The following is a 21,011-nucleotide window of genomic DNA, read 5'->3' on the forward strand; positions in this document are numbered from 1 at the left end:
ACGCCGTCCAGCGCGATGTCCCGGCCACGATTCCGCACCTGCCGCGCGGGTTCAAGCTCAGCGCCTGACTCTGAGGGGTTTCCCACCTCGGGCGCGCAGGACCTGGATAATGCGGATGCTGTTCACCGACGCCGGCGCAGGAACAGAGGCCACAACACCCACAGGCAGATAATCGCGAGGATGCCGGCACCCCCGGCGATCAGTGCGAACGTGCGCGTGAACGTGACATCGATGATCAGCATCGTCACCCCCACCGTCACCGCGGCGATCACCACGAGGTTCGCTTTGACGATGCGGTTGGCCGCGTGTACGAGCTCGGTCTTGCGCCGCCTGCCGAACAGCACCCGGTGCATGCCCACCGGCGCCAGCGCAAGGATCGTGGCGGTCGCCGCCAGCAGCACCAGCAGAATGTACAGCACCCGCTGGCTCTCGGTCAGCTCCTGGAACAGCGGCTGGAATGCGACCGCCAGCAGGAAGCCGGTGAGGATCTGCGTGCCCGTCTGCATGACCCGTAGCTCCTGCATCATCTCTTCCCAGTTGCGGTCCGCGCGCTCATCGGAGCTCTCACCGCGGCCATCGGAACGGCCAGCGGCGCCATCGCCGGCGGGCATACTGCTCATGCCACCGCACGGTACACCGCATCGGATGCCGGCGAAAGCGCGACCGGCGATGCCCGGTCACGCGGTGAGGCGTAGCATCGAGGCATGACTGATGCGCAGAGAGTCGACGGTGGCGAGGGCTTCGCGGCACTCCCCGGATTGCAGCTGCTGGGTGAGGACACCGCGATGGGCGCGTGCGTCGACGGCGTGTGCGCCGTACCCGGTGCATCACCGGCATCCGCCGGCGCAGAGAAGGCCGACTGAGCCGCACTCACGCAAACGGCGCCCCGCGCCGAGCGCGGGACGACGTTCACGACGAGCGGAAATCAGTGACCGGCGTGAGCCGGGGCTTCGTCGGTGTCATCGACCGGCTTGCGGATCAGGAACGCGCCGATGATCGTCACCGTTGCGATGATCGCCCCGATCAATACCGCTGCACGGGTGCCCGCTGCGACTGCACCGGGAACCTCCGTGCCGCCGCCTGCCGCGACGATCGCGGTGAAGACGGTCATCATGACGGCGATGCCCGCCGCGCCCGAGACCTGCTGCACGGTGCCGATGACGGCACTGCCGTACGAGTAGAACTTCGGCTTCAACGAGCCCAGTGCCGCCGTGAACAGCGGTGTGAACGACAGCGCCAGTCCGATCGACAGCAACGTCTGCGCGACCAGCACGAGCCACACGGAGCTGTTGGTGTCGAGCGTCGAGAACACCCACAGCATTGCCGAGGCGAGGAACGCACCGGGGATGAGCAGCACGCGCGTGCCGCGGCTGTCGTAGACGCGGCCGATCACGGGGCCGAGCAGACCCATCGCCAGGGCACCGGGCAGTACGACCAGGCCGGCGCTGGTGGCATCCAGCTGCAGGCCGTCCTGCAGGAACAGCGGGATGATCGTGATGCTGCCGAAGAAGGCCATCGAGAGCAGGAACATCTGCACCATGGCGAGCGAGAAGTCCTTCGACAGGAAGATGCGCAGATCCAGCAGCGCATCGTCCTTGCGCTGCAGCACGACCTGGCGCCAGAGGAACAGACCCAGACCGACCACGCCGATCACGAGCGACAGCACCATCGGCACGGGGTTCGCGCCCGAGGCGAGACCGCCGATCTGCGTGAGACCGTACACCAGGCCGCCGAACCCGAAGGCCGACAGGACGATCGAGAGCACATCGATCGGCGCATGCGTGGTCTCGCCGACATCGGTCAGCCAGCGCCATCCGATGAACATCGCGATCAGGGCGATGGGCAGCACGACGACGAAGATCGCGCGCCATCCGAAGTGATCGAGCAGGAAGCCCGACATGGTGGGCCCGAGCGCCGGCGCCAGCGAGATCACGACGCTGACGCGTCCCATGATGCGGCCGCGTGAAGCCGGCGGGACGAGGTTCATGACGGTCGTCATCAGCAACGGCATCATGATCGCCGTACCCGACGCCTGCACGATGCGCGCACCGAGCAGCATGGGGAATCCCATGGCGAAGATCGCCAGCAACGTGCCCGCCGAGAACAGCGTGAGGGCTGCAAGGAACATCTGCCGCGTCGTGAACCGGCGCAACAGGAAGCCCGTCGTCGGAATGACCACAGCCATCGTCAGCATGAACGCGCTGGTCACCCACTGCGCCGCGATGGGCGTGATCTGCAGATCGGTGATGAGGTGCGGGATCGCCATGCCCATCGTCGTCTCGTTGAGGATCGCGACGAACGCGGCGATCAGCAGCACCCAGATGACTGCCATGTCCTTGCGCGGGATGTCGGCGCGCACCGTGGGGGATGGGCCGGTCTCTACGGCAGACATGGGTCTCCTCAGTGGTCGTGTGCGGATGGCTGACCGCGAGTCCTCGTGAGGTGGATGCCGAAGGCCAGCCGTCTATCGTAACCCGTCGGTTCCGGCGCGCATTCCCTTTTTCTGCGCCCAGTTCGGCGCACTACTCTGTGGACATGAGCATGGTTGGCGGCCGCGGCGGCCCATTCCGCGGAGTCGACATCGAAGCGCAGCGACGTCAGAACGCCAGCGCGCCGAAGATCGACGGCCTCGGCCGCCGTGTCGTCGCCCTGTTCGCCCCGTACCGGGGACGCCTGCTCATCACCGCAGCCCTGGTGATCGTCGGAGCGGGCCTGGCGGTGATCCCGCCCTTGCTGGTGCAGCGCGTGTTCGACGACGCGCTGTTTCCGGCGGGCGGCGATGGCCCGGTGATGTCGTTGCTGGTCGTGCTGGTCAGCGTGATGATCGGGCTGTTCCTGCTCTCCGCCGCGCTTGGCGTCGTGCAGACGTGGCTCACATCGACAGTCGGCAATCACGTCACCGGTGATCTGCGGGTGCGGCTGTTCGAACACCTGCAGGCAATGGAACTGGGCTTCTTCACCCGCACCAAGACGGGTGTGATCCAATCGCGCCTGCAGAATGACGTCGGCGGCGTCTCGGGCGTGCTCACCAACACGGTCACCAGCATTCTCGGCAACACCGTCACGGTGATCGCGTCGCTCGTGGCGATGATCCTCATCGACTGGCGTCTGACGATCATCGCCGTGGTCATGATGCCCTTCCTGGTGCTCGTGCAGCGGCGGGTCGGGCAGGTGCGGGCGCGCATCGCGAACGAGACACAGGAGTCGCTGTCCGAGCTGACGAGTATCACGCAGGAGACGCTGAGCGTCTCGGGCATCCTGCTGTCGAAGTCGTTCAACCGGCAGCGCACCGAGTCGGTGCGCTACCAGGAGGAGAACCGCAACCAGGTGCGTCTGCAGGTCAGGCGCGCGATGAGCGGTCAGGGGTTCTTCGCCGTCGTGCAGGTGTTGATGTCGAGTGTTCCAGCCATCATCTACCTCGTCGCGGGGTTCTTCCTGACCGGGGGTGCCCCCGACATCACGGCGGGTGCGATCGTCGCGTTCACCACGGTGCAGGCGCGGCTGCTCATGCCGCTGATGGGGCTGATGCGCGTCGCGCTCGACCTGCAGACCTCGGCGGCGCTGTTCGCGCGCATCTTCGAATACCTCGACATGGTGCCGCAGATCCGTGATGCGGCAACGGCGATCGACCTCGCCGACGCGCCAGGGCCCCGCGGTCGCATCGAGTTCGACGACGTCGTCTTTCGGTATCCGGATGCTGCGGCCGATGCCCGGCCGACACTGGACGGCGTCTCGTTCACAGCCGAGCCGGGGGAGCACGTCGCGTTCGTCGGTCCCTCCGGGGCGGGTAAGACCACGATTCTCTATCTCGCGCCGCGGTTGTACGAGGCCTCGGAAGGCGAGGTGCGGTTCGCCGGTGCCGATGTGCGCGACCTGACGCAGGAATCGGTCATCGACCACGTTGGGATCGTCTCGCAGGAGACGTACCTGTTCCACGCCAGCATCCGAGAGAACCTGCGGTACGCGAAGCCGGATGCCACGGACGAGCAGATCGAACGCGCGTGCCGCGCGGCCAACATCCACCACGTCATCGACGGTTTCGACGACGGCTACGACACGATCGTCGGCGAACGGGGCTACCGCCTATCGGGCGGCGAGAAGCAACGCATCGCGATTGCCCGGGTGCTGCTGAAGGATCCGCCCGTGCTGCTGCTCGATGAGGCGACCTCGGCGCTCGACACCGTGTCGGAGCGGGTTGTGCAAGACGCTCTGGATGCGGCATCCGAAGGCCGCACGACCCTGACGATCGCGCACCGCCTGTCGACGGTCATCGGCGCCGACATGATCCACGTGATCGATGCGGGCCGCATCGTCGAGTCGGGAACGCACGCCGAACTGCTCGCGGCCGGCGGTCTTTACGCCACGCTCGCGGCGCAGCAACTGGCGGCATCGCGTGTGATCGACAACCGCGAGAACTGACGCGCGCCGAACCGATCGCTCAGTGCACGGAGAGCCCGCCGTCGACGAACAGCGACTGTCCGGTGATGTAGCCGGACGAGCGTCCGGCGAGGAACACTGAGATGCCGGCGAAGTCGTCGGGCATCCCGTTGCGACCGACCATGGTGCGTTCGGCGAGTTGCTGCACCTTGTCGGGGTCCTGCTGCAATCGGGCGTTCAGCGGGGTCAGCACGAATCCCGGCACGAGTGTGTTCGCTGTGACGCCCTGTGAAGACCAGGCTTCCGCCTGGGAGCGGGCGAGTGACTCGAGCCCACCCTTGGAGACGCCGTACACGCCGCTGGTGATGAAGGCGCGATGCGCCTGCTGCGAGCTGACGTGGATCAAACGCCCGAAACCGCGTTCACGCATGTGCGGCGCGAAGCGCTGGCTGAGCAGGAAGGGTGCTTCGAGATTGACCGTCATGGTCGCGTCCCACACGTCCATGTCGATCTGGTCGAGCGGCGGACGCAGGTTGATTCCTGCGGAGTTCACGAGGATGTCGGGGTCTCCGAAGGGAACGATTGCCGCGTCGCCCGCCTCGGCGATGCCTTCCCGCGTGCTGAGGTCGGCGACGACACCGGCGGCGTGCCCGCCGGCGGCCTCGATCTCGGCGACGACAGCGCCGACGCGGTCGGCTCCGCGGGCGAGGATCACAGTGGATGCCCCGGCGCCGGCTAGTGCACGAGCGATGCCGCGGCCGATTCCCGAGGAGCCGCCGGTGACGACCGCGGTCAGACCCTGCAGCGAGAACAGTGCGTCGAGGTTCATGCGCTCAGCCTGGCAGACGCCGCCCGGTCACCACGCCAGCGCGTCGACGAGGCGCGGGTCGGGATGCGCATCGGCATGCTCGGGCATCGACTCGAGAGCCGCCTCGAACACCTGCAAAGTCGCGGAGTACGCCGGGTCGGGGTGCTGCGCAGCCAGATGCCGCAGCGGAGGGAGGTCCATCGCCCGGATCAAAGCGATGCGGTGTCTGATCGCCTCGGAGTGGCGTGCGCGTCGTAGTACATCCAGGCCGCCGTGCATCGCGGCGAGGTAGTCGCGCAGCACCGGCAGATGCCCCTTGCCCTGGGTGATCGAGGTGCCATCGGCGCGCACCCGCCAGTGCACGACGACATCGGGGATCACATCGAACGCGCGCGCCTGCGTGTACATCCGCTGCGCGACGACCTGGTCCTCGTACGCGACGTTCTCAGGAAAACGCAGATCGTTCCACAGCGCCGTGCGGCTCAACTTCGACCAGGCGACGATGTTCGCCGCAGCCGCGGGGTGCTCGGCGAGCGTCACACCGAGTCGGCGGGGATCGGTGGCATCCGCTACCCACGGCTGCACGCGGCCGGGGCGATAGACGCCGTCGACGAGACGTGAGCGCACATAGGCGGCGGCGACGAAGTCGCTGCCCGATTCGGCGAGAGTGGCGGTCCAGGTTGTGATGGCGTCGGGCGTGAGCTCATCGTCGGCATCCAGGAAACCCACGAACTCGGTGTCGACCCGCGACAGGCCGGCGTTGCGGGCGGCGCCCAATCCGAGCGGCTCCGCATGACGCAGCACCTCGAAGCGGGCATCCGCAGCGGTCGCGGCGTCGAAGACGGCACCGGTGTCGTCAAGCGAACCGTCATCGATGAGCAGGGCGCGCCAGCGCGGCTCGCTCTGCGCCTGCAGCGAGGCGATCGCGGCCGGGGCGAAGCCCGCGACGTCGCGCCCGGGCACGATCATGGTCACCAAAGGAGAAGAACCGGGCACGGTGACGAGCTTACGACGCGGAGGCACCCGTCGCGGCCGTTCACAACTCCGGAAAAATCACCCCGCCTGCGCGGCACTGGCCCTGGTTCCCGCGGGCGGATCTTCTGCGGGCTCAAGTTCTTCCGGAGTTGCGAACGCAGGACTTAGCGCACTGCGGCCACGGCTGCCGGAATCAGTGCACCGCGTCCACGGCTGCCGCGGTCAACGCCGCCAGGTGCGCCGCGGAGCCAGGGGGCAGTGGCGCGCGGCCGAACGTGAACCGCACCGAGGTCTGTGCAGCGGCAGCGGGGATGCCCAGAGCCAGCAGCACAGGGGAGGGGTCGTCACTGCCGGCCGCGCATGCCGAGCCGCTGGACGACACCACACCGCGGCGTTCGAGCTCGAGCAGCACGGCCTCGCCACTCGTGCCCGCGAACGTGAAGCTGGCAAGATTCGGAAGCCGCTCGTCGGGCGACCCGGTGAGCTCCGCCTGCGGAACGGAGCGCAGCACTGCGGCGATGAACTCCGCGGTCTGCGCGGCGACAGCGGTGACCGCCTGCTCTCGTTCGGATTCGATCAGGTCGAGTGCGGTGGCCAGCCCGACGGCGCCCGCGACGTTCTCGGTGCCGCTGCGCCGGCCGCGTTCCTGCCCACCGCCGTGCAGCAGGGGCTCCAACGGCACCCTGCCGCGCACCCCCAGCGCACCGATTCCTTTGGGCGTGCCCAGTTTGTGCCCGGCGATCGACACCGCATCAGCACCGAGCCCCGACAGATCGAGCCATCCCGCCGACTGCACAGCATCGACGTGTACCGGCACTGCGAGCTCACGCGCGGTGGCGATCAGGGCTGCAGCATCCTGCACCGTGCCGATCTCGTTGTTCGCGTGCCCGAAGCTGACCAGCGTGGCGCCGTCGGCGAGGGCCCCACCGAGGTCGGCGGGCGAGACGGTGCCAGCGGCGTCGACCGGCAGCAGTGTCACCCGAGCGTCGTGAAAGCGCTGCAGGTAGTGCGCCGACTCCAGAATCGACTCGTGCTCGATCGGCGTCGTGATCACATGCGGGCGGCGGTGCTCCGCCGCCGACATCGCGCCGAGCACGATGCCCTTGACGGCCAGGTTGTTCGATTCGGTGCCGCCCGCGGTGAACACGACATCGCCGGTGCGCATGCCCATCGCCACCGCGACGCGCGAGCGTGCCCACTCCAACGCCTCGGCCGCGGCTTCGCCCACGGTGTGATGACTGGAGGGGTTGCCGAACACACCGGTGAGGTACGGGCGCATCGCCTCGAGCACCTCCGGCCGCACCGGAGACGTCGCGGCGTGATCCAGGTAGAGCACGTCAGTCGATCCGCAGGTCGAGCCCGAGGTCGAGGGCGCGTGCCGAATGAGTGAGCGCGCCCACCGAGATCACCTGCACACCGGTCTCGGCGATGCTGCGCACCGTGTCGAGGGTGACACCACCGGAGGCCTCGGCCACGGCTCGCCCTGACAGCATCTGCACGCCTGCGCGCAGGTCGTCGAGGGAGAAGTTATCGAGCAGGACGGTGTCGGCTCCGCCTTCGAGCACTGCGGCGATCTGGTCGAGTCGATCGACCTCGATCACGACGTGCGTCGTGTGCGGAAGACGTGCGAGCCCGGCCCGCAGGGCCGACGCGAGATCCTGGCCACTCGCCTGCAGCACCGCCAGATGGTTGTCCTTCGCCATCACGGCGTCCGACAACGAGCGCCGATGGTTGCTGCCCCCGCCCGAGAGCACCGCGTGCCGTTCGAACTCGCGCAGGCCCGGCGTCGTCTTTCGCGTATCGGCGATGCGCACACCGGTGCCGGCGACAGCATCCACGTAGCGTGCGGTGAGCGTCGCGATGCCGCACATGCGCTGGGTGAAGTTCAGCGCGACGCGCTCGGCGGTCAGCACGCTGCGGGCGGGTCCCGTGACCGTGGCGAGCACGTCGCCCGCCACGAAGCGCGCACCGTCGGCGACCATGCCGTCGACCTGCACCGCGGAATCGGTGAGGTGGAAGGCGGCGGAGAACACGTCACCACCGCTGAAGACGCCGTCCTCACGCGCGACGAGGTCTGCTGTGGCCGTGGCCTCTTCCGGTAGCAGGGCGGTGCTGGTGATATCGCCCCAGGGGGCGTCCTCTTCCAGCGCGGCGCGCACCGTGCGTTCGAGTACGGCGGGGGTGATCATGCGGCTCCGATCAGGGCGGACGAGTGCGGGGACGACGAGAGATGGTGTGCGCCGCGCGACTGCGTGCGCGCGAGGGCGGCGGATGCCACGGCCCGGGCGACCGTCAGCAGATTGGCATCCTCCTGGGCGGTGGCGTCGCTGCCCGCTGGGACGTTCCAGGCGGACAGGCGCGCGCGGGCATCCGACATCCCGTCGGCATCGCGCAGCAGGCCGACGCTGTCCCACATGAGCTGCTGCAGGGCATTGCGGGAGAAGTCGGTGTGATTCCGGTCGCAGTTTCTCCCGCTTCGCGCGGGCGGTTGCGGGAGAAAGTGCGACGGGAGTGTGGAGGTAGGTGCCGGGTGCGGGAGAAACTGCGACCGGAGCGGGGGAGTGGCCGCCTCGTCGGCCAGCGCATCCGCTGCGCGGGCGCCGAACACCGCGCCTTCGAGCAGTGAGTTCGAGGCGAGGCGGTTGGCGCCGTGCACTCCGGAGCGCGCGGTCTCGCCCACGGCCCACAGCCCGGGCAGCGTGGCGCGCCCGTCGAGATCGGTCGCGATACCGCCCATCAGGTAGTGCGCGGCCGGCGTCACGGGCACCGGATCGCGTGCCCAGTCCAGTCCTCGTGCGCGCAGTTCTCTATCGATGGTGGGGAATCGGCGGGCGAGGGCCGTCGCGCCGAGCATTGTCGCGTCCAGCCGCACCGGAGCGTTCTGCGCGGCCGCCTGCCGGGCGACGGCGCGCGCGACCACGTCCCGTGGCGCGAGTTCGGCATTCGGATGCTGATCGATCAGGAACCGGTGGCCGTCGGCATCCACCAGCACGGCACCCGCCCCACGCACCGCTTCGGAGATGAGGAACGGGGAGCCGAGGGCCAGCACGGTGGGATGGAACTGCACGAACTCCAGGTCGGCGACGGCGGCCCCGGCCCGCAACGCCATGGCGATGCCGTCGCCCGTGCTGCCCGACGGGTTGGTCGTGTGCGCGAACAGCTGACCGGCGCCGCCGGTCGCCAGCACGACGGCATCCGCCTCGAGGGTCGTGCCGTCGAGGAGGCGGATGCCGCGGACGCGGCCGCCGACGACCAGAAGATCCGTCGCGAACGCCTGCTCGTGGATGCTGACCCCCGAGGCGCGCACCTGCGCGACCAGTGCCCGGGAGATCGCCGCGCCGGTGGCGTCCCCGCCTGCGTGCGCGATGCGCGGTCGGCTGTGCGCCGCCTCCAGGCCGCGGGCGATCTCGCCCTGCACTGTGCGATCGAACGGCACGCCGGCCGATAGCAGCCGGCCGAGTGCCGCCTGCGCTCCGTCGACGAGCGCGGCGATCGCCTGCGGATCGCCCAGACCGTCTCCCGCCTGCAGCGTGTCGAGGGCGTGCAGTGCGGGGGAGTCAGACGGGCCGTAGCATCCGGCGATGCCGCCCTGCGCCAACGGGGTGCAGCCGTCCTCCAACCCGCCCTTGACGATGAGATCGACGCGCTGACCCCGAGCCTGAGCGCGCAGCGCCGCGGTGAGCCCGGCGATGCCGGACCCCACGACGATCACACTGCGCCTGGCCACCGCGTCTCGGCTCATCGGGGCTTGGCGGCCAGCATGCGCTCGAGCGCGACCCGTGCGGGCGCTGCGACGTCATCGGCCACCCGGATGCGGTTCTGCACGCGGCCCGCCACGAGTTCTTCGAGCACCCAGGCGAGGTAGCCCGGGTGGATGCGGTACATCGTCGAGCACGGGCACACGACGGGGTCGAGGCAGAAGATCTCGTGCTGCGGGTGCTGGGCGGCCAGCCGCTTCACGAGGTTGATCTCGGTGCCGATCGCGAAGGTCGCAGGCGTGGTCGCGCCGGCGATGGCGCGTCGGATGTAGTCCGTGGACCCGGCCTCATCGGCGGCGTCGACCACCTCCATGGGGCACTCGGGGTGCACGATGACGCGCACGCCGGGGTGCTCAGCGCGGGCGGTGTCGATCTGGTCGACGGTGAACCGCCGGTGCACTGAGCAGAAGCCGTGCCACAGGATGACCTGTGAGTCGATGAGCTCCTGAGCGGACGATCCGCCGAGCGGGCGGCGCGGGTTCCACATCGGCATGCGGTCCAGGGTGACGCCCATCGCCTTCGCGGTGTTGCGGCCGAGGTGCTGGTCGGGGAAGAACAGCACACGGCTGCCCCGCTCGAAGGCCCACTCCAGCACGGTGGCTGCATTGGACGATGTGCACACGATGCCGCCGTGGCGTCCGACGAAGCCCTTGATCGCGGCGGAGGAGTTCATGTACGTCACCGGAATCACCGGCACGCGGCCCTCGGCATCGGGCTTGTCGAGGGGGCCCAGAACGTCGGCCAGCTGCTCCCAGCAGTCCTCGACCTGGTCGATGTCCGCCATGTCGGCCATCGAGCACCCCGCTGCCAGGTTGGGCAGGATCACCGACTGGTCGGGGCCCGAGAGCAGGTCTGCGGTCTCGGCCATGAAGTGCACGCCGCAGAAGACGATCGCCTCGGCGTCGGGGTGTTCGAGCGCGGCGTTGGCGAGCTGGAACGAGTCGCCGACGTAGTCGGCGTGGCGCACGACCTCCTCGCGCTGATAGAAGTGGCCGAGTACGACGACGCGGTCGCCGAGCGTCGCCTTCGCTGCGCGGATGCGGTCTTCGAGCTGCTGTTCGTCGGCTTCGCGGTACTCGGCGGGCAGCTCACCCTGGCGTGGTGCGCCGGTGGGGATGACGTCGCCCATGGACGAGCCGGGACCGTACCCGGGCCGCACATCGAAATCCCACGGCCCTGCGGCCAGGTCGGTGGTGCAGGTGGCATCCGTCGAGGCGCCGGAGACGATCGCCTGAATGGCGTGGTCGACGGACGGATCGGTCGTAGTGGGCATCGCGGCGCCGCCTTCTGGTCACTTCGACACTTAGTGTGTCGAGTTCAGATTATGTCGAAGTGACCCTAAGTGCAATCCGAGGCAGGGCTGATGACCGCGCCGGGGGATGGGTGCGGATGCTGCCGGCGGGCGTGACGGGCGGGTTCAGGCCGTCGCGACGTAGCGGTACAACCGGGCGGGCCGGTGCTTGCCGGTGCGGAACGACTCGGTCGGCACCAGCTCGTCGGAGCCTTCGAGCAGCCGTCGGAAGTTCGACGGGTCGAGGCGCTGACCGAGCACGGCCTCGTACACCTCGCGCAGCTCGGTGAGGGTGAACTCATCCGGCAGGAGGCCTGCGGCGATGCGGCTGTATCCCACCTTGTTGCGCAGTCGCCAGAGGGCGTAGTCGGCGATGCGGTTGTGGTCGAAGGCGAGAGTGGGGATGGCGTCGACATCGAACCATTCGACGTTCTCAGGGGCGCCGGCGGCTGCGCGCTGCGCGTCGACAAGGTCGGAGCGCAGCAGTGCCCAGTAGACGATCGCGATCGCGCGGTCGGGCGCGCGGTCGACGTCGCCGAAGGTGTACAGCTGCTCGAGGTAGCTCGGCTTGAGCGCGGTGGTCTGCGCGAGGGTGCGGGATGCCGCGCTGTCGAGGTTCTCGGTCGGGTCGAGCCAGCCGCCCGGCAACGCCCACTGGCCGAGGTGGGGCTCTCGCGTGCGCCTGACGAGGGGGAGCATCAATCGATCGCCGCCCGGCGCGCTGCGGAGCGTGAAGATCACGGTCGAGACGGCGACGCGGATCTCACCGGTACGGGTTTCTGACACGGTACCTCCTCGCCGACCGATCATAATCTCTCGGTGCCGCCCCTCCCGTTCACCGTCGTGTGTTCGTGTCGATGAAGCAGTATTCATAGGTGTTTCCGAGGAGTTCAAGAAAGGTATACAAGTCGTTCTGATCCGCGCACGAGAGTCGAGACGTTCGCTCACCTCCCCTTCTGAACGGAGCACCATGTCTGCCCCTCGTATGGTCGCCGCCCTCGTCGGCGGCTCCCTCCTCTTCGCCGGTGCCGCTGCGCCGGCCGCCTTCGCCGCCGGCGGGGCCACCGCTGAAGCCGCACCGCCGCGTGCGAGCGTCGACGGTGGTCGTCACATCGGCGCCCAGACCGTCACGCTGACCGCCGAGGCGGATGCCGAGATCCGCTACACGCTCGACGGTACGACGCCCACTCCGCGTAGTCCGCTCTACACCGAACCGCTGCGCATCGATGAGACGTCGACGCTCACAGCAGTGGCCTACACCGATGACGGGCGCAGTGCCCCGTTGCTGGAGGGGTACTTCATCAAGGCTGACGAGGAGCCCCTCGCGCAGTTCGCCGTCATGAGCGACATCCACCTCTCGTCAGACCGCCCCGACCTCGTGGCGAAGTGGGAGACCTACTTCGACGCGCTCGCCCGCATCGCCCCCGAGCCCGACGCGATCATCTCCAACGGAGATCAGATCAACGACAACTACTACAACAGCGCCGCCGACCACCGCTTTCCGCGCGCCATGCTCGAGCAGAACCTCGCCCGTACCGGCATGGACGACACTCAGGTGCTGCTGAGCTTCGGCAACCATGACGACTACGTTCAGCGCATGGCAGCCGAGTACCCCGCCGACTGGTTTCCTCAGGAGACCGAGAACGGCGGGTACTACCAGACCGAGATCGCGGGCTTCCCCGCCTTCATCGTCAACACCGAGCGGTGGAACAGCACGCAGGCGTCCTGGCTGTACGGGCGTCTGTCGTCGTTGACCGCAGATCCCGAGACGGCGGGGTCGCCGATCTTCGTCTTCGGCCACCGGCCGTTGCCGGCCACCGTGTGGGACGGCGCGCAGTCGTCGAACTCGGGGCTTCGCAGCAACCTCGCCGATTTTCCGCAGGTCGTCTACTTCTCGGGCCACTCGCACCTCAACATCAACGATGAGCGCTCGATCCACCAGGATGCCTTCACGTCGGTCAATGACGGTTCCATGTCGTATGGCGAGACCGATTCGGTGTATCAGTCCTTCGGCAACGGGCTCGTCAAGAATGCCACCCTGGCTTCGGCGCAGTCGGTGCTTGTCGAGGTGTACGACGACCGCGTCGAGATCGACCGGATCAACTATGCGGCCGATGAGGGACGCACCTATGACGAGAACGGTGTCTGGGGTTTCCAGAAGAACCCGCCCTTCGCGTCGACGGGTACCGTCGCCGGTCCCACGTGGGTGATCGCCCGCGGCGCCGACGGCGCCGCGACCAAGGCCGCGTTCACCTACACCGCCGCCAATCGCAATGCCGTCGCACCGGTCTGGGCGGATGCTGCCGAGCCGACCGTGCGGCGCACCGACGACGGACTGGTGTTGCGGCTGCCGCAGGCTCAGGACGACCAGTACGTCAAGAGCTACTCCCTGGTGCTCAACGACGTCACTGCCGGTGAGCCCGCGAACTTCCTCACCGCCCGTGACCGCATCAATGCGCAGTACACCCAGATGCCCCGTCCCGACGTGCTGCAGATCCCGCTCGGGCTACGGGCAGGCAACTCCGTGACCGGACCCATCGATCGCGAACTGACGCTCGGCCATGTCTATGAGGCGACCCTCGTGGCGTACGACTCATACGGAAACGCCGCAGAGCCTCGCTCGTTCCGCTTCGTCGCCGGTGCGCTCGACCGCGTCGCCCTCGATGCGGCGCTCGCCGAGGCGGAGGAGATCGCGGCGACCGTGCGCCGTGTGCTGGGGGAGGAGCTCGAGTCGGGCACCGCGGACCTCGGCATCCACATCGCCGACCCGGCCGCCGCGCTCGCCGCGCTTGCCGAACTCGACGAGGCCGTTTCCCAGGCGCCCACCGAGATCCCGGCGGATGCCCCGAGCGGGCCCTCGCAGGATGCCGTCGACGCGTTGGCGGTGCACATCTCGGCGCTGAGCGACGGCATCGCCGACCATCTCGTGGCTGTCGACCGCGCGGGGTTGGCCGACGCTCTTGCCGCGGCCGGTGACACCGTCGCGGCGGTGCGGGGTAAAGCTCCGTGGAAGCGCGCACTGGTCGATGCGTACGCACATGCGGACGCGCTGCGGACGACCCTGAACGTCTCGCAGACACGCCTTGACGCAGCCACCGATGACCTCGAGGCGGCGTTGGCGCACTATCTGGCAAAGATCGACGACTGATCCGCACCACCAAGGCCCTCCCGCCGCTGTGCGGGAGGGCCTTCGCGCGTCGCATCGCAGTGCGGCATCCGCGTCGCACGCCGAGTGGGCTCTGCCGCTATGCTGGGACTGCTAATTGAACACAGGCCGTACGACCTGCGCGGGAGAGCTCGGTGAACGCAACCGGGCACCGAAGGAGCAAGCCTCCCCGCCAATCTCTCAGGTACAGATACCGTGCACGTCCGGCCGCTCTGGAAAGCGATGCGTCAGCATCCGCCGACGGTGAAAGCCCCCTCCAAGACGATCGTGATCGTCGACGGGCCAGGGCGAAGCTCTCAGGCCCGATGACAGAGGGGGAGTTCCGAGGATGCCGACGACGGCATCCTGCCCGAACCAGACCGGGAGAACTCCGTGACCGAACAGCTCGAACCGCAGGGCGACAGCCCGCGCTACACCCCGCTCCGCGAGCGCCATGAGGCGCTCGGGGCGACCTTCACCGACTTCGGTGGCTGGCAGATGCCGGTGCGCTACACGTCGGACCTCGCCGAGCACCGCGCCGTACGCGAGGCCGCCGGCATCTTCGACATCTCGCACATGGCCGAGTTCACGGTGCGCGGCGCTTCTGCGGCGGCGTACCTCGACTTCGCGCTCGCGGGACGTCTGTCGGCCATGACCGTCGGCAAGGCGAAGTACTCGCTGCTGCTGACTGCGGATGGCGGCATCGTCGACGACGTGATCGTGTACCGTCTCGCCGACGACGACTTCCTGGTCATCTCCAACGCCGGAAACCGCGACGCCGTCCGCGAGGCGCTGACCGCCCGCGTCGAGGGCTTCGACGTGACAGTCGAGGACGTCTCCGACGCCTACGGCCTGATCGCCGTGCAGGGCCCCGTCTCCGAGGCCATCCTCGCCGCGACCGAGGCCATTGCCGACGTCAGCGTGCCGTGGGCCGAGCAGAAGTACTACGCGTGGGCGAGCGCCACCTTCAACGGCAAGCCGCTGCTGCTGGCCCGCACCGGGTACACCGGTGAGGACGGCTTCGAACTGCTGGTGGATGCTGCCGACGCGGCGTCGCTGTGGGATGCCCTCGTCGCTGCGGGCGCGGAGCACGGCCTCGTTGCTGCCGGCCTCGCCGCCCGCGACAGCCTGCGTCTTGAGGCGGGCATGCCGCTGTACGGCAACGAGCTCTCGCGAGAGATCCGCCCCGCACAGGCCGGGCTCGGCCGCGTCGTCGTCGCCGACAAGGACGACTTCGTCGGCAAGGGCGCGCACGTCCCCGCCGATGACGCGCGCGTGCTGATCGGTCTCACCGCCGAAGGTCGCCGCGCCGGCCGCGCCGGCTACCCCGTGGTTCTCGCCGACGGAACCGTGGTGGGCGAGATCACCAGCGGGGCGCTCAGCCCCACCCTCGGCCACCCGATCGCGATGGCCTACGTCGACCCCTCCGCAGCCGCGGAGGGCACCGAGCTGTTCCTGGACGTCCGGGGAACGAAGATCCCCGCCACCCGCACCGCCCTGCCTTTCTACCGGAGGAAGAAATGACCGATCTCAACACCCTCAAGTACAGCGAAGAGCACGAGTGGGTCGCCGTCGACGGCGCCACCGCGACGATCGGCATCACCGACTTCGCCGCGGACGCGCTCGGTGACATCGTCTTCGTGGAGCTGCCCGAGGTCGGCACCGACCTCACCCGCGGCGACGTGTTCGGCGAGGCCGAGTCGACCAAGTCGGTGTCCGAGCTGTACTCGCCCGTCACCGGCAAGGTCGTCGAGATCAACGACGCCGTCGTCGACGACCCGGCCCTCGTGAACTCCTCGCCGTTCGAGGACGCGTGGCTGATCAAGGTCGAGATCGCCGAGGGCGCGCTCGATGGTCTGCTCGACCGCGACGGCTACGTCGCGATCACGGAAGGCTGAGAGTGGTCTCTTTCGCGAACCGTCACATCGGTGTCACCGATGAGGCGCAGCAGCAGATGCTCGCCGCACTCGGCGTCGACGGAGACGCGCCGGTCGAGGCGCTGATGCGCCAGGCCGTGCCGCAGTCGATCTTCACCGAGCCGGCCGCCGACTCGGGCATCCCGACCGCCGCCAGCGAAGCCGAGGCGCTCGCCGAGTTGCGCGCGCTCGCTTCGCGCAACACCGTGAACCGGGCCATGATCGGCCTGGGCTACTACGGCACCTTCACGCCGAGCGTGATCCAGCGCAACGTCCTCGAGAACCCGTCCTGGTACACGGCGTACACGCCCTACCAGCCCGAGATCTCGCAGGGCCGTCTGGAAGCGCTGATCAACTTCCAGACCATGGTCGCCGACCTCACCGGGCTCACCACGGCCAACTCGTCGATGCTCGACGAGTCGACCGCCGTCGCCGAGGCGATGCTTCTCGCGCGTCGCGCCGCGAAGTCGAAGTCGAATGTGTTCGTCATCGACGCTGACGCGCTGCCGCAGACCAAGGCGCTCCTGCACACCCGTGCGGATGCCGTCGGCATCGAGCTCGTCGAGCGCGACCTCGCCGGTGGCGAGCAGATGCCGGACGAACTGTTCGGCGCGTTCGTGCAGTACCCGGGCGCTTCGGGGCGCATCTGGGATCCGTCGGCCGTCTTCGATGCGGTACACGTCGCGAACGGCATCGCCGTCGCCGCGGCCGACCTGCTCGCGCTGACGATGCTGCGCTCGCCGGGCTCGCTCGGCGCCGATGTCGCCGTGGGCACCACCCAGCGCTTCGGCGTGCCGATGGGCTTCGGCGGCCCGCACGCCGGCTACATGGCTGTGCGCGGGGGCCTGGAGCGCCAGCTGCCCGGTCGCCTGGTCGGAGTGTCTCAGGACGCCACGGGTCACCCTGCGTACCGTCTGGCATTGCAGACCCGCGAGCAGCACATCCGCCGTGAGAAGGCCACGTCGAACATCTGCACCGCCCAGGTGCTGCTGGCCGTGATGGCCTCGATGTACGCCGTCTACCACGGCCCGGACGGGCTGCGTGCGATCGCCGGTGAGGTGGCCGGCAAGGCCGCCCTGCTGCGCGACTGGCTGATCGAGGCCGGCGCGAGCGTCGTCCACGAGGCGTTCTTCGACACGCTTCTGGTGAGCACGCCCGGTCAGGCCGAGCAGATCGTCGCCCGCGCGCACAACGAGGGGATCCTGCTGCGTCTGGTGGATGCTGACACTGTCGGCATCGCGGTCGACGAGACCACCACGACCGCCGAGCTGCACCGAGTCGCCATGCTCTTCGGTGGCAAGCAGGAGCGTGTGTTCGGTTTTGTCGAGGCGGGGTCGACCGGCGCGCTGCCGCAGGAACTGCTGCGCGACGACGAGTACCTGACGCACCCGGTGTTCCACACGCACCGCTCCGAGACGGCGATGATGCGCTACCTCAAGCAGCTCGCCGACCGCGACTACGCGCTCGATCGCGGCATGATCCCCCTGGGATCGTGCACGATGAAGCTCAACGCCGCGACCGAGATGGCCGCTATCACCTGGCCCGAGATCGCCCAGCTGCACCCGTTCGCTCCGCGCGAGGACGTCGAGGGATCGCTGGCCCTGATCGATCAGCTCGAGGGGTGGCTCGCCGAGGTCACCGGTTACGACGCGGTCTCGCTGCAGCCGAACGCCGGTTCGCAGGGTGAGCTCGCGGGCCTCCTGGCCATCCGCGGCTACCACCTGTCGCGCGGGGATGAGCACCGCACGGTGTGCCTGATCCCGTCGTCGGCGCACGGCACGAACGCCGCGTCGGCAGTGCTCGCCGGTATGAAGGTCGTTGTCGTCGGCACCGACGAGTTCGGCAACGTCGACCTCGACGATCTGCGCGCCAAGATCGAGGTCCACGCCGAGTCGCTGTCGGCCCTGATGATCACCTACCCGTCCACGCACGGCGTGTACGAAGAGCTGGTGACCGACATCACGGCGGCTGTGCACGCGGCCGGCGGACAGGTGTACGTCGACGGCGCGAACCTGAACGCCCTGGTCGGCTACGGCCGCCCGGGTGATCTGGGTGGCGACGTCTCGCACCTCAACCTGCACAAGACCTTCGCCATCCCGCACGGCGGTGGCGGTCCCGGTGTGGGTCCCGTGGCGGCGAAGGCGCACCTCGCGCCGTTCCTGCCCGGGCATCCGCAGGCGCAGAAGAGCGAGCACGCGGGCGGCTACGTCTTCGAGGGCGGTCCGGTCTCGGGCGCACCGTACGGCTCGGCGGGTGTGCTGCCGATCACCTGGGCGTACGTGCGCATGATGGGCGCGGATGGTCTGCGTCGTGCCACGGCGGCGGCCGTGGTGTCGGCCAACTACATCGCCGCGCGTCTGGCCGAGCACTACCCGGTGCTCTACACGGGTGAGCAGGGACGGGTCGCGCACGAGTGCATCCTCGACCTGCGTCCGCTCAAGGAAGCGACCGGTATCACCGTCGACGATGTGGCCAAGCGCCTGATCGACTACGGCTTCCATGCGCCGACCATGTCGTTCCCGGTGGCGGGAACGCTGATGGTCGAGCCGACCGAATCCGAGGACCTCGGCGAGGTCGACCGGTTCATCGAGGCCATGATCAGCATCAAGGCAGAGGCGGATGCCGTCGCCGCGGGCACCTGGCCCGCCGACGACAACCCGCTGGTGAACGCCCCGCACACCGCGGCGAGCCTGATCGCAGGGGAGTGGTCGCACGCCTACCCGCGTGAGATCGCCGCCTACCCGGTGCGCTCGCTCATCGCGACCAAGTACTGGCCGCCGGTGCGCCGCATCGATCAGGCGTTCGGTGACCGCAACCTGGTGTGCGCCTGCCCGCCGATCGAGGCATTCGCGTAGCATCCGATCGCACGGTACCGACACCCCCGCTGTTTTCGCAGCGGGGGTGTCGTCGTCTGTGAACTCAGTAACGGTTCATTAACGGCGGACCCGGGATCCGGTTCACGCAGGGTAGCCTGGCGGCATAGCGGTGCGACGTAGACGTCGTGCTCTTGTACCGGTCCACAGGAGGACATAGCAATGAAGCGAAACAAGATCACCCTCGTCGGGGTCGGTCTGCTCACGGCGGGCACCCTGGTGCTGGCCGGCTGCGCAGGCGGCGACGACGCCGATTCCGGAGACACGGGTGGGGGCGCCGGCGATGCGGGCGCGATCATCACGGCGAACGGCTCCGAGCCGCAGAACCCGCTGATCCCGACCAACACGAACGAGACCGGTGGCGGCAAGATCCTCGACTCGATCTTCGCGGGCCTGGTCGGCTACGCCGCAGACGGCTCGGTGTTCAACGACGTCGCTGAAGAGATCACGGTCGACGACCCGCAGAACCTGACGGTCAAGATCCGCGAGGGTCTCACCTTCACCGACGGTGAAGAGATCACCGCCGACAACTTCATCAAGGCCTGGAACTACGGTGCACTCGCCTCGAACGAGCAGCTCTCCAGCTACTTCTTCGAAGACATCGAGGGCTTCAGCTACGAAGAGGACTCCGAGCTGAGCGGTCTGGAGCAGGTCGACGACTACACGTTCACGATCGCGCTGAACAAGCCGGCGTCGGACTTCGCGCAGCGCCTCGGCTACTCGGCCTACTACCCGCTGCCCGACGTGGCATTCGACGACCTCGACGCGTTCGGTGAGAACCCGATCGGCAACGGCCCCTACATGCTCGACGGCGAGGGTGCCTGGCAGCACGACGTCGGTATCGACCTGGTGGTCAACCCCGACTACGACGGTCCGCGCACCCCGGCCAACGGCGGACTGAACATCAAGTTCTACGCGTCGCAGGATGCCGCGTACGCCGACCTGCTCGGTGGCGAGCTCGACGTGCTCGACGCTCTGCCCGACTCGGCCTTCGCGACCTTCGAGTCCGACCTGGGTGACCGTGCGGTCAACCAGCCGGCTGCGATCTTCCAGTCGTTCACGATCCCCGAGCGCCTTGAGCACTTCAGCGGCGAAGAGGGCAACCTGCGCCGCCAGGCCATCTCGATGGCGATCAACCGCGCCGAGATCACCGATGTGATCTTCCAGGGCACCCGCACCCCGGCCAGCGACTTCACCTCGCCGGTCATCGACGGCTGGTCCGACTCGCTCACCGGCTCTGAGGTGCTCGACTTCAACGAGGCCAAGGCGCAGGAGCTCTGGGCCGAGGCCGACGCCATCAGCCCGTGGAGCGGTGAGTTCCAGCTCGCCTACAACGCCGACGGTGGCCACCAGGCCTGGGTCGACGCCACGGTCAACTCGATCAAGAACGTGCTGGGCATCGAGGCATCGGGCGCTCCGTACCCGACCTTCGCCGAACTGCGCGGCAAGGTCACCGACCGCACGATCGAGACCGCGTTCCGCACCGGCTGGCAGGCCGACTACCCGGGTCTGTACAACTTCCTGGGACCGCTGTACGCGACCAACGCCGGCTCGAACGACGGTGACTACTCCAGCGCCGAGTTCGACGGTCTGATCGCCGACGGCATCTCGTCGACCGACCCCGACACCGCCAACGGCCTGTTCCAGCAGGCTCAGGAAGTGCTGCTGAAGGACCTGCCGGTTCTTCCGCTGTGGTACTCCAACGTCGTCGGAGGCTTCTCCGAGAACGTCGAGAACGTCGAGTTCGGCTGGAACTCGGTGCCGCTGTTCTACCAGATCACCAAGGGCTAACACCCCTCTGATGACGAGGCGGTGGTGTGAATCCACCACCGCCTCGTCATCTTTGTGCCTTACCCGAAGGGAGGTCG

Annotated in this window: 16 protein-coding genes and 2 riboswitches; of the genes, 7 read left to right on the plus strand and 9 right to left on the minus strand. The window is 68.4% G+C overall.

Annotation, left to right across the window (positions count from 1 at the left end):
* Window positions 1-122: 122 nt before the first annotated feature.
* Entirely contained in the window at window positions 123-620 is a 498-nt protein-coding gene (locus JF543_RS06495) for a DUF6328 family protein (protein WP_206823318.1), read from the minus strand.
* Window positions 621-704: 84 nt separating this feature from the next.
* On the opposite strand from JF543_RS06495, the gene JF543_RS06500 reads away from it, so the two are divergent.
* On the plus strand, window positions 705-863 hold the full coding sequence (locus tag JF543_RS06500) for a hypothetical protein (protein ID WP_206823320.1): 159 nt from the start codon (window positions 705-707) through the stop codon (window positions 861-863).
* A gap of 62 nt (window positions 864-925) precedes the next feature.
* Here JF543_RS06500 and JF543_RS06505 read toward each other — a convergent pair whose 3' ends face one another.
* Window positions 926-2,392, minus strand: a complete 1,467-nt coding sequence (locus tag JF543_RS06505) for an MDR family MFS transporter (RefSeq protein ID WP_206823323.1) — start codon at window positions 2,390-2,392, stop codon at window positions 926-928.
* A 143-nt stretch (window positions 2,393-2,535) separates the two neighbouring features.
* Here JF543_RS06505 and JF543_RS06510 point away from each other — a divergent pair, with 143 nt between their 5' ends.
* Window positions 2,536-4,419, plus strand: coding sequence for an ABC transporter ATP-binding protein (locus JF543_RS06510; RefSeq protein ID WP_206823327.1), 1,884 nt, complete (start codon window positions 2,536-2,538; stop codon window positions 4,417-4,419).
* Window positions 4,420-4,438: 19 nt separating this feature from the next.
* Here the strand turns inward: JF543_RS06510 and JF543_RS06515 are convergent, their stop codons facing one another.
* From JF543_RS06515 to JF543_RS06545, 7 genes are all read right to left on the minus strand, one after another.
* Complete coding sequence (locus JF543_RS06515) at window positions 4,439-5,206, minus strand: SDR family NAD(P)-dependent oxidoreductase (RefSeq protein WP_206823329.1); 768 nt, start codon at window positions 5,204-5,206, stop codon at window positions 4,439-4,441.
* A 27-nt stretch (window positions 5,207-5,233) separates the two neighbouring features.
* Window positions 5,234-6,181 carry a glycosyltransferase family 2 protein gene (locus tag JF543_RS06520; protein ID WP_347401111.1) on the minus strand — a complete coding sequence of 316 codons (948 nt, stop codon included), beginning with the start codon at window positions 6,179-6,181 and terminating at the stop codon, window positions 5,234-5,236.
* Window positions 6,182-6,353: 172 nt separating this feature from the next.
* Entirely contained in the window at window positions 6,354-7,496 is a 1,143-nt protein-coding gene (locus tag JF543_RS06525) for an aminotransferase class V-fold PLP-dependent enzyme (protein ID WP_206823332.1), read from the minus strand.
* A gap of 1 nt (window position 7,497) precedes the next feature.
* Window positions 7,498-8,349 carry a carboxylating nicotinate-nucleotide diphosphorylase gene (nadC, locus tag JF543_RS06530; RefSeq protein WP_206823333.1) on the minus strand — a complete coding sequence of 284 codons (852 nt, stop codon included), beginning with the start codon at window positions 8,347-8,349 and terminating at the stop codon, window positions 7,498-7,500.
* Window positions 8,346-9,887 carry an L-aspartate oxidase gene (gene nadB / locus JF543_RS06535; RefSeq protein WP_347401310.1) on the minus strand — a complete coding sequence of 514 codons (1,542 nt, stop codon included), beginning with the start codon at window positions 9,885-9,887 and terminating at the stop codon, window positions 8,346-8,348. Before nadB ends, nadC begins: the two co-directional genes overlap by 4 nt.
* Window positions 9,888-9,898: 11 nt before the next feature.
* Window positions 9,899-11,191, minus strand: coding sequence for a quinolinate synthase NadA (nadA, locus tag JF543_RS06540; protein WP_206823337.1), 1,293 nt, complete (start codon window positions 11,189-11,191; stop codon window positions 9,899-9,901).
* Between the two features lie 144 nt (window positions 11,192-11,335).
* Window positions 11,336-12,019 carry an NUDIX hydrolase gene (locus tag JF543_RS06545; RefSeq protein WP_179411369.1) on the minus strand — a complete coding sequence of 228 codons (684 nt, stop codon included), beginning with the start codon at window positions 12,017-12,019 and terminating at the stop codon, window positions 11,336-11,338.
* Window positions 12,020-12,179: 160 nt separating this feature from the next.
* On the opposite strand from JF543_RS06545, the gene JF543_RS06550 reads away from it, so the two are divergent.
* The 5 genes from JF543_RS06550 to JF543_RS06570 all read left to right on the plus strand — a co-directional run bounded on the left by JF543_RS06550 (window position 12,180) and on the right by JF543_RS06570 (window position 20,934).
* Window positions 12,180-14,357, plus strand: a complete 2,178-nt coding sequence (locus tag JF543_RS06550) for a chitobiase/beta-hexosaminidase C-terminal domain-containing protein (RefSeq protein ID WP_206823340.1) — start codon at window positions 12,180-12,182, stop codon at window positions 14,355-14,357.
* A 130-nt stretch (window positions 14,358-14,487) separates the two neighbouring features.
* A riboswitch (glycine riboswitch) is annotated at window positions 14,488-14,581 on the plus strand.
* A riboswitch (glycine riboswitch) is annotated at window positions 14,582-14,697 on the plus strand. It begins immediately after the preceding riboswitch.
* A 50-nt stretch (window positions 14,698-14,747) separates the two neighbouring features.
* The gene (gene gcvT, locus JF543_RS06555; RefSeq protein WP_206820787.1) at window positions 14,748-15,878 is read left to right on the plus strand and encodes a glycine cleavage system aminomethyltransferase GcvT; all 1,131 of its coding nucleotides are present in this window, start codon (window positions 14,748-14,750) and stop codon (window positions 15,876-15,878) included.
* Window positions 15,875-16,252, plus strand: coding sequence for a glycine cleavage system protein GcvH (gene gcvH, locus JF543_RS06560; protein ID WP_179411366.1), 378 nt, complete (start codon window positions 15,875-15,877; stop codon window positions 16,250-16,252). Before gcvT ends, gcvH begins: the two co-directional genes overlap by 4 nt.
* Window positions 16,253-16,254: 2 nt before the next feature.
* Window positions 16,255-19,125, plus strand: coding sequence for an aminomethyl-transferring glycine dehydrogenase (gcvP, locus tag JF543_RS06565; protein WP_206823343.1), 2,871 nt, complete (start codon window positions 16,255-16,257; stop codon window positions 19,123-19,125).
* Between the two features lie 180 nt (window positions 19,126-19,305).
* Entirely contained in the window at window positions 19,306-20,934 is a 1,629-nt protein-coding gene (locus tag JF543_RS06570) for a peptide ABC transporter substrate-binding protein (RefSeq protein WP_206823345.1), read from the plus strand.
* The last annotated feature ends 77 nt before the right edge of the window (window positions 20,935-21,011 follow it).

This window comes from Microbacterium esteraromaticum (assembly GCF_017303215.1).
Taxonomy (GTDB): Bacteria; Actinomycetota; Actinomycetes; order Actinomycetales; family Microbacteriaceae; genus Microbacterium; species Microbacterium esteraromaticum_C.

Bases quoted from the DNA above. Each gene is read 5' to 3' on its own strand.
- JF543_RS06515 (WP_206823329.1), bottom strand. From the start codon at position 5,206: ATGAACCTCGACGCACTGTTCTCGCTGCAGGGTCTGACCGCGGTCGTC.
- JF543_RS06510 (WP_206823327.1), top strand. From the start codon at position 2,536: ATGAGCATGGTTGGCGGCCGCGGCGGCCCATTCCGCGGAGTCGACATC.
- JF543_RS06500 (WP_206823320.1), top strand. From the start codon at position 705: ATGACTGATGCGCAGAGAGTCGACGGTGGCGAGGGCTTCGCGGCACTC.
- nadC (WP_206823333.1), bottom strand. From the start codon at position 8,349: ATGATCACCCCCGCCGTACTCGAACGCACGGTGCGCGCCGCGCTGGAA.
- JF543_RS06545 (WP_179411369.1), bottom strand. From the start codon at position 12,019: ATGATCGGTCGGCGAGGAGGTACCGTGTCAGAAACCCGTACCGGTGAG.
- JF543_RS06495 (WP_206823318.1), bottom strand. From the start codon at position 620: ATGAGCAGTATGCCCGCCGGCGATGGCGCCGCTGGCCGTTCCGATGGC.
- JF543_RS06505 (WP_206823323.1), bottom strand. From the start codon at position 2,392: ATGTCTGCCGTAGAGACCGGCCCATCCCCCACGGTGCGCGCCGACATC.
- nadA (WP_206823337.1), bottom strand. From the start codon at position 11,191: ATGCCCACTACGACCGATCCGTCCGTCGACCACGCCATTCAGGCGATC.
- gcvH (WP_179411366.1), top strand. From the start codon at position 15,875: ATGACCGATCTCAACACCCTCAAGTACAGCGAAGAGCACGAGTGGGTC.
- JF543_RS06550 (WP_206823340.1), top strand. From the start codon at position 12,180: ATGTCTGCCCCTCGTATGGTCGCCGCCCTCGTCGGCGGCTCCCTCCTC.
- JF543_RS06570 (WP_206823345.1), top strand. From the start codon at position 19,306: ATGAAGCGAAACAAGATCACCCTCGTCGGGGTCGGTCTGCTCACGGCG.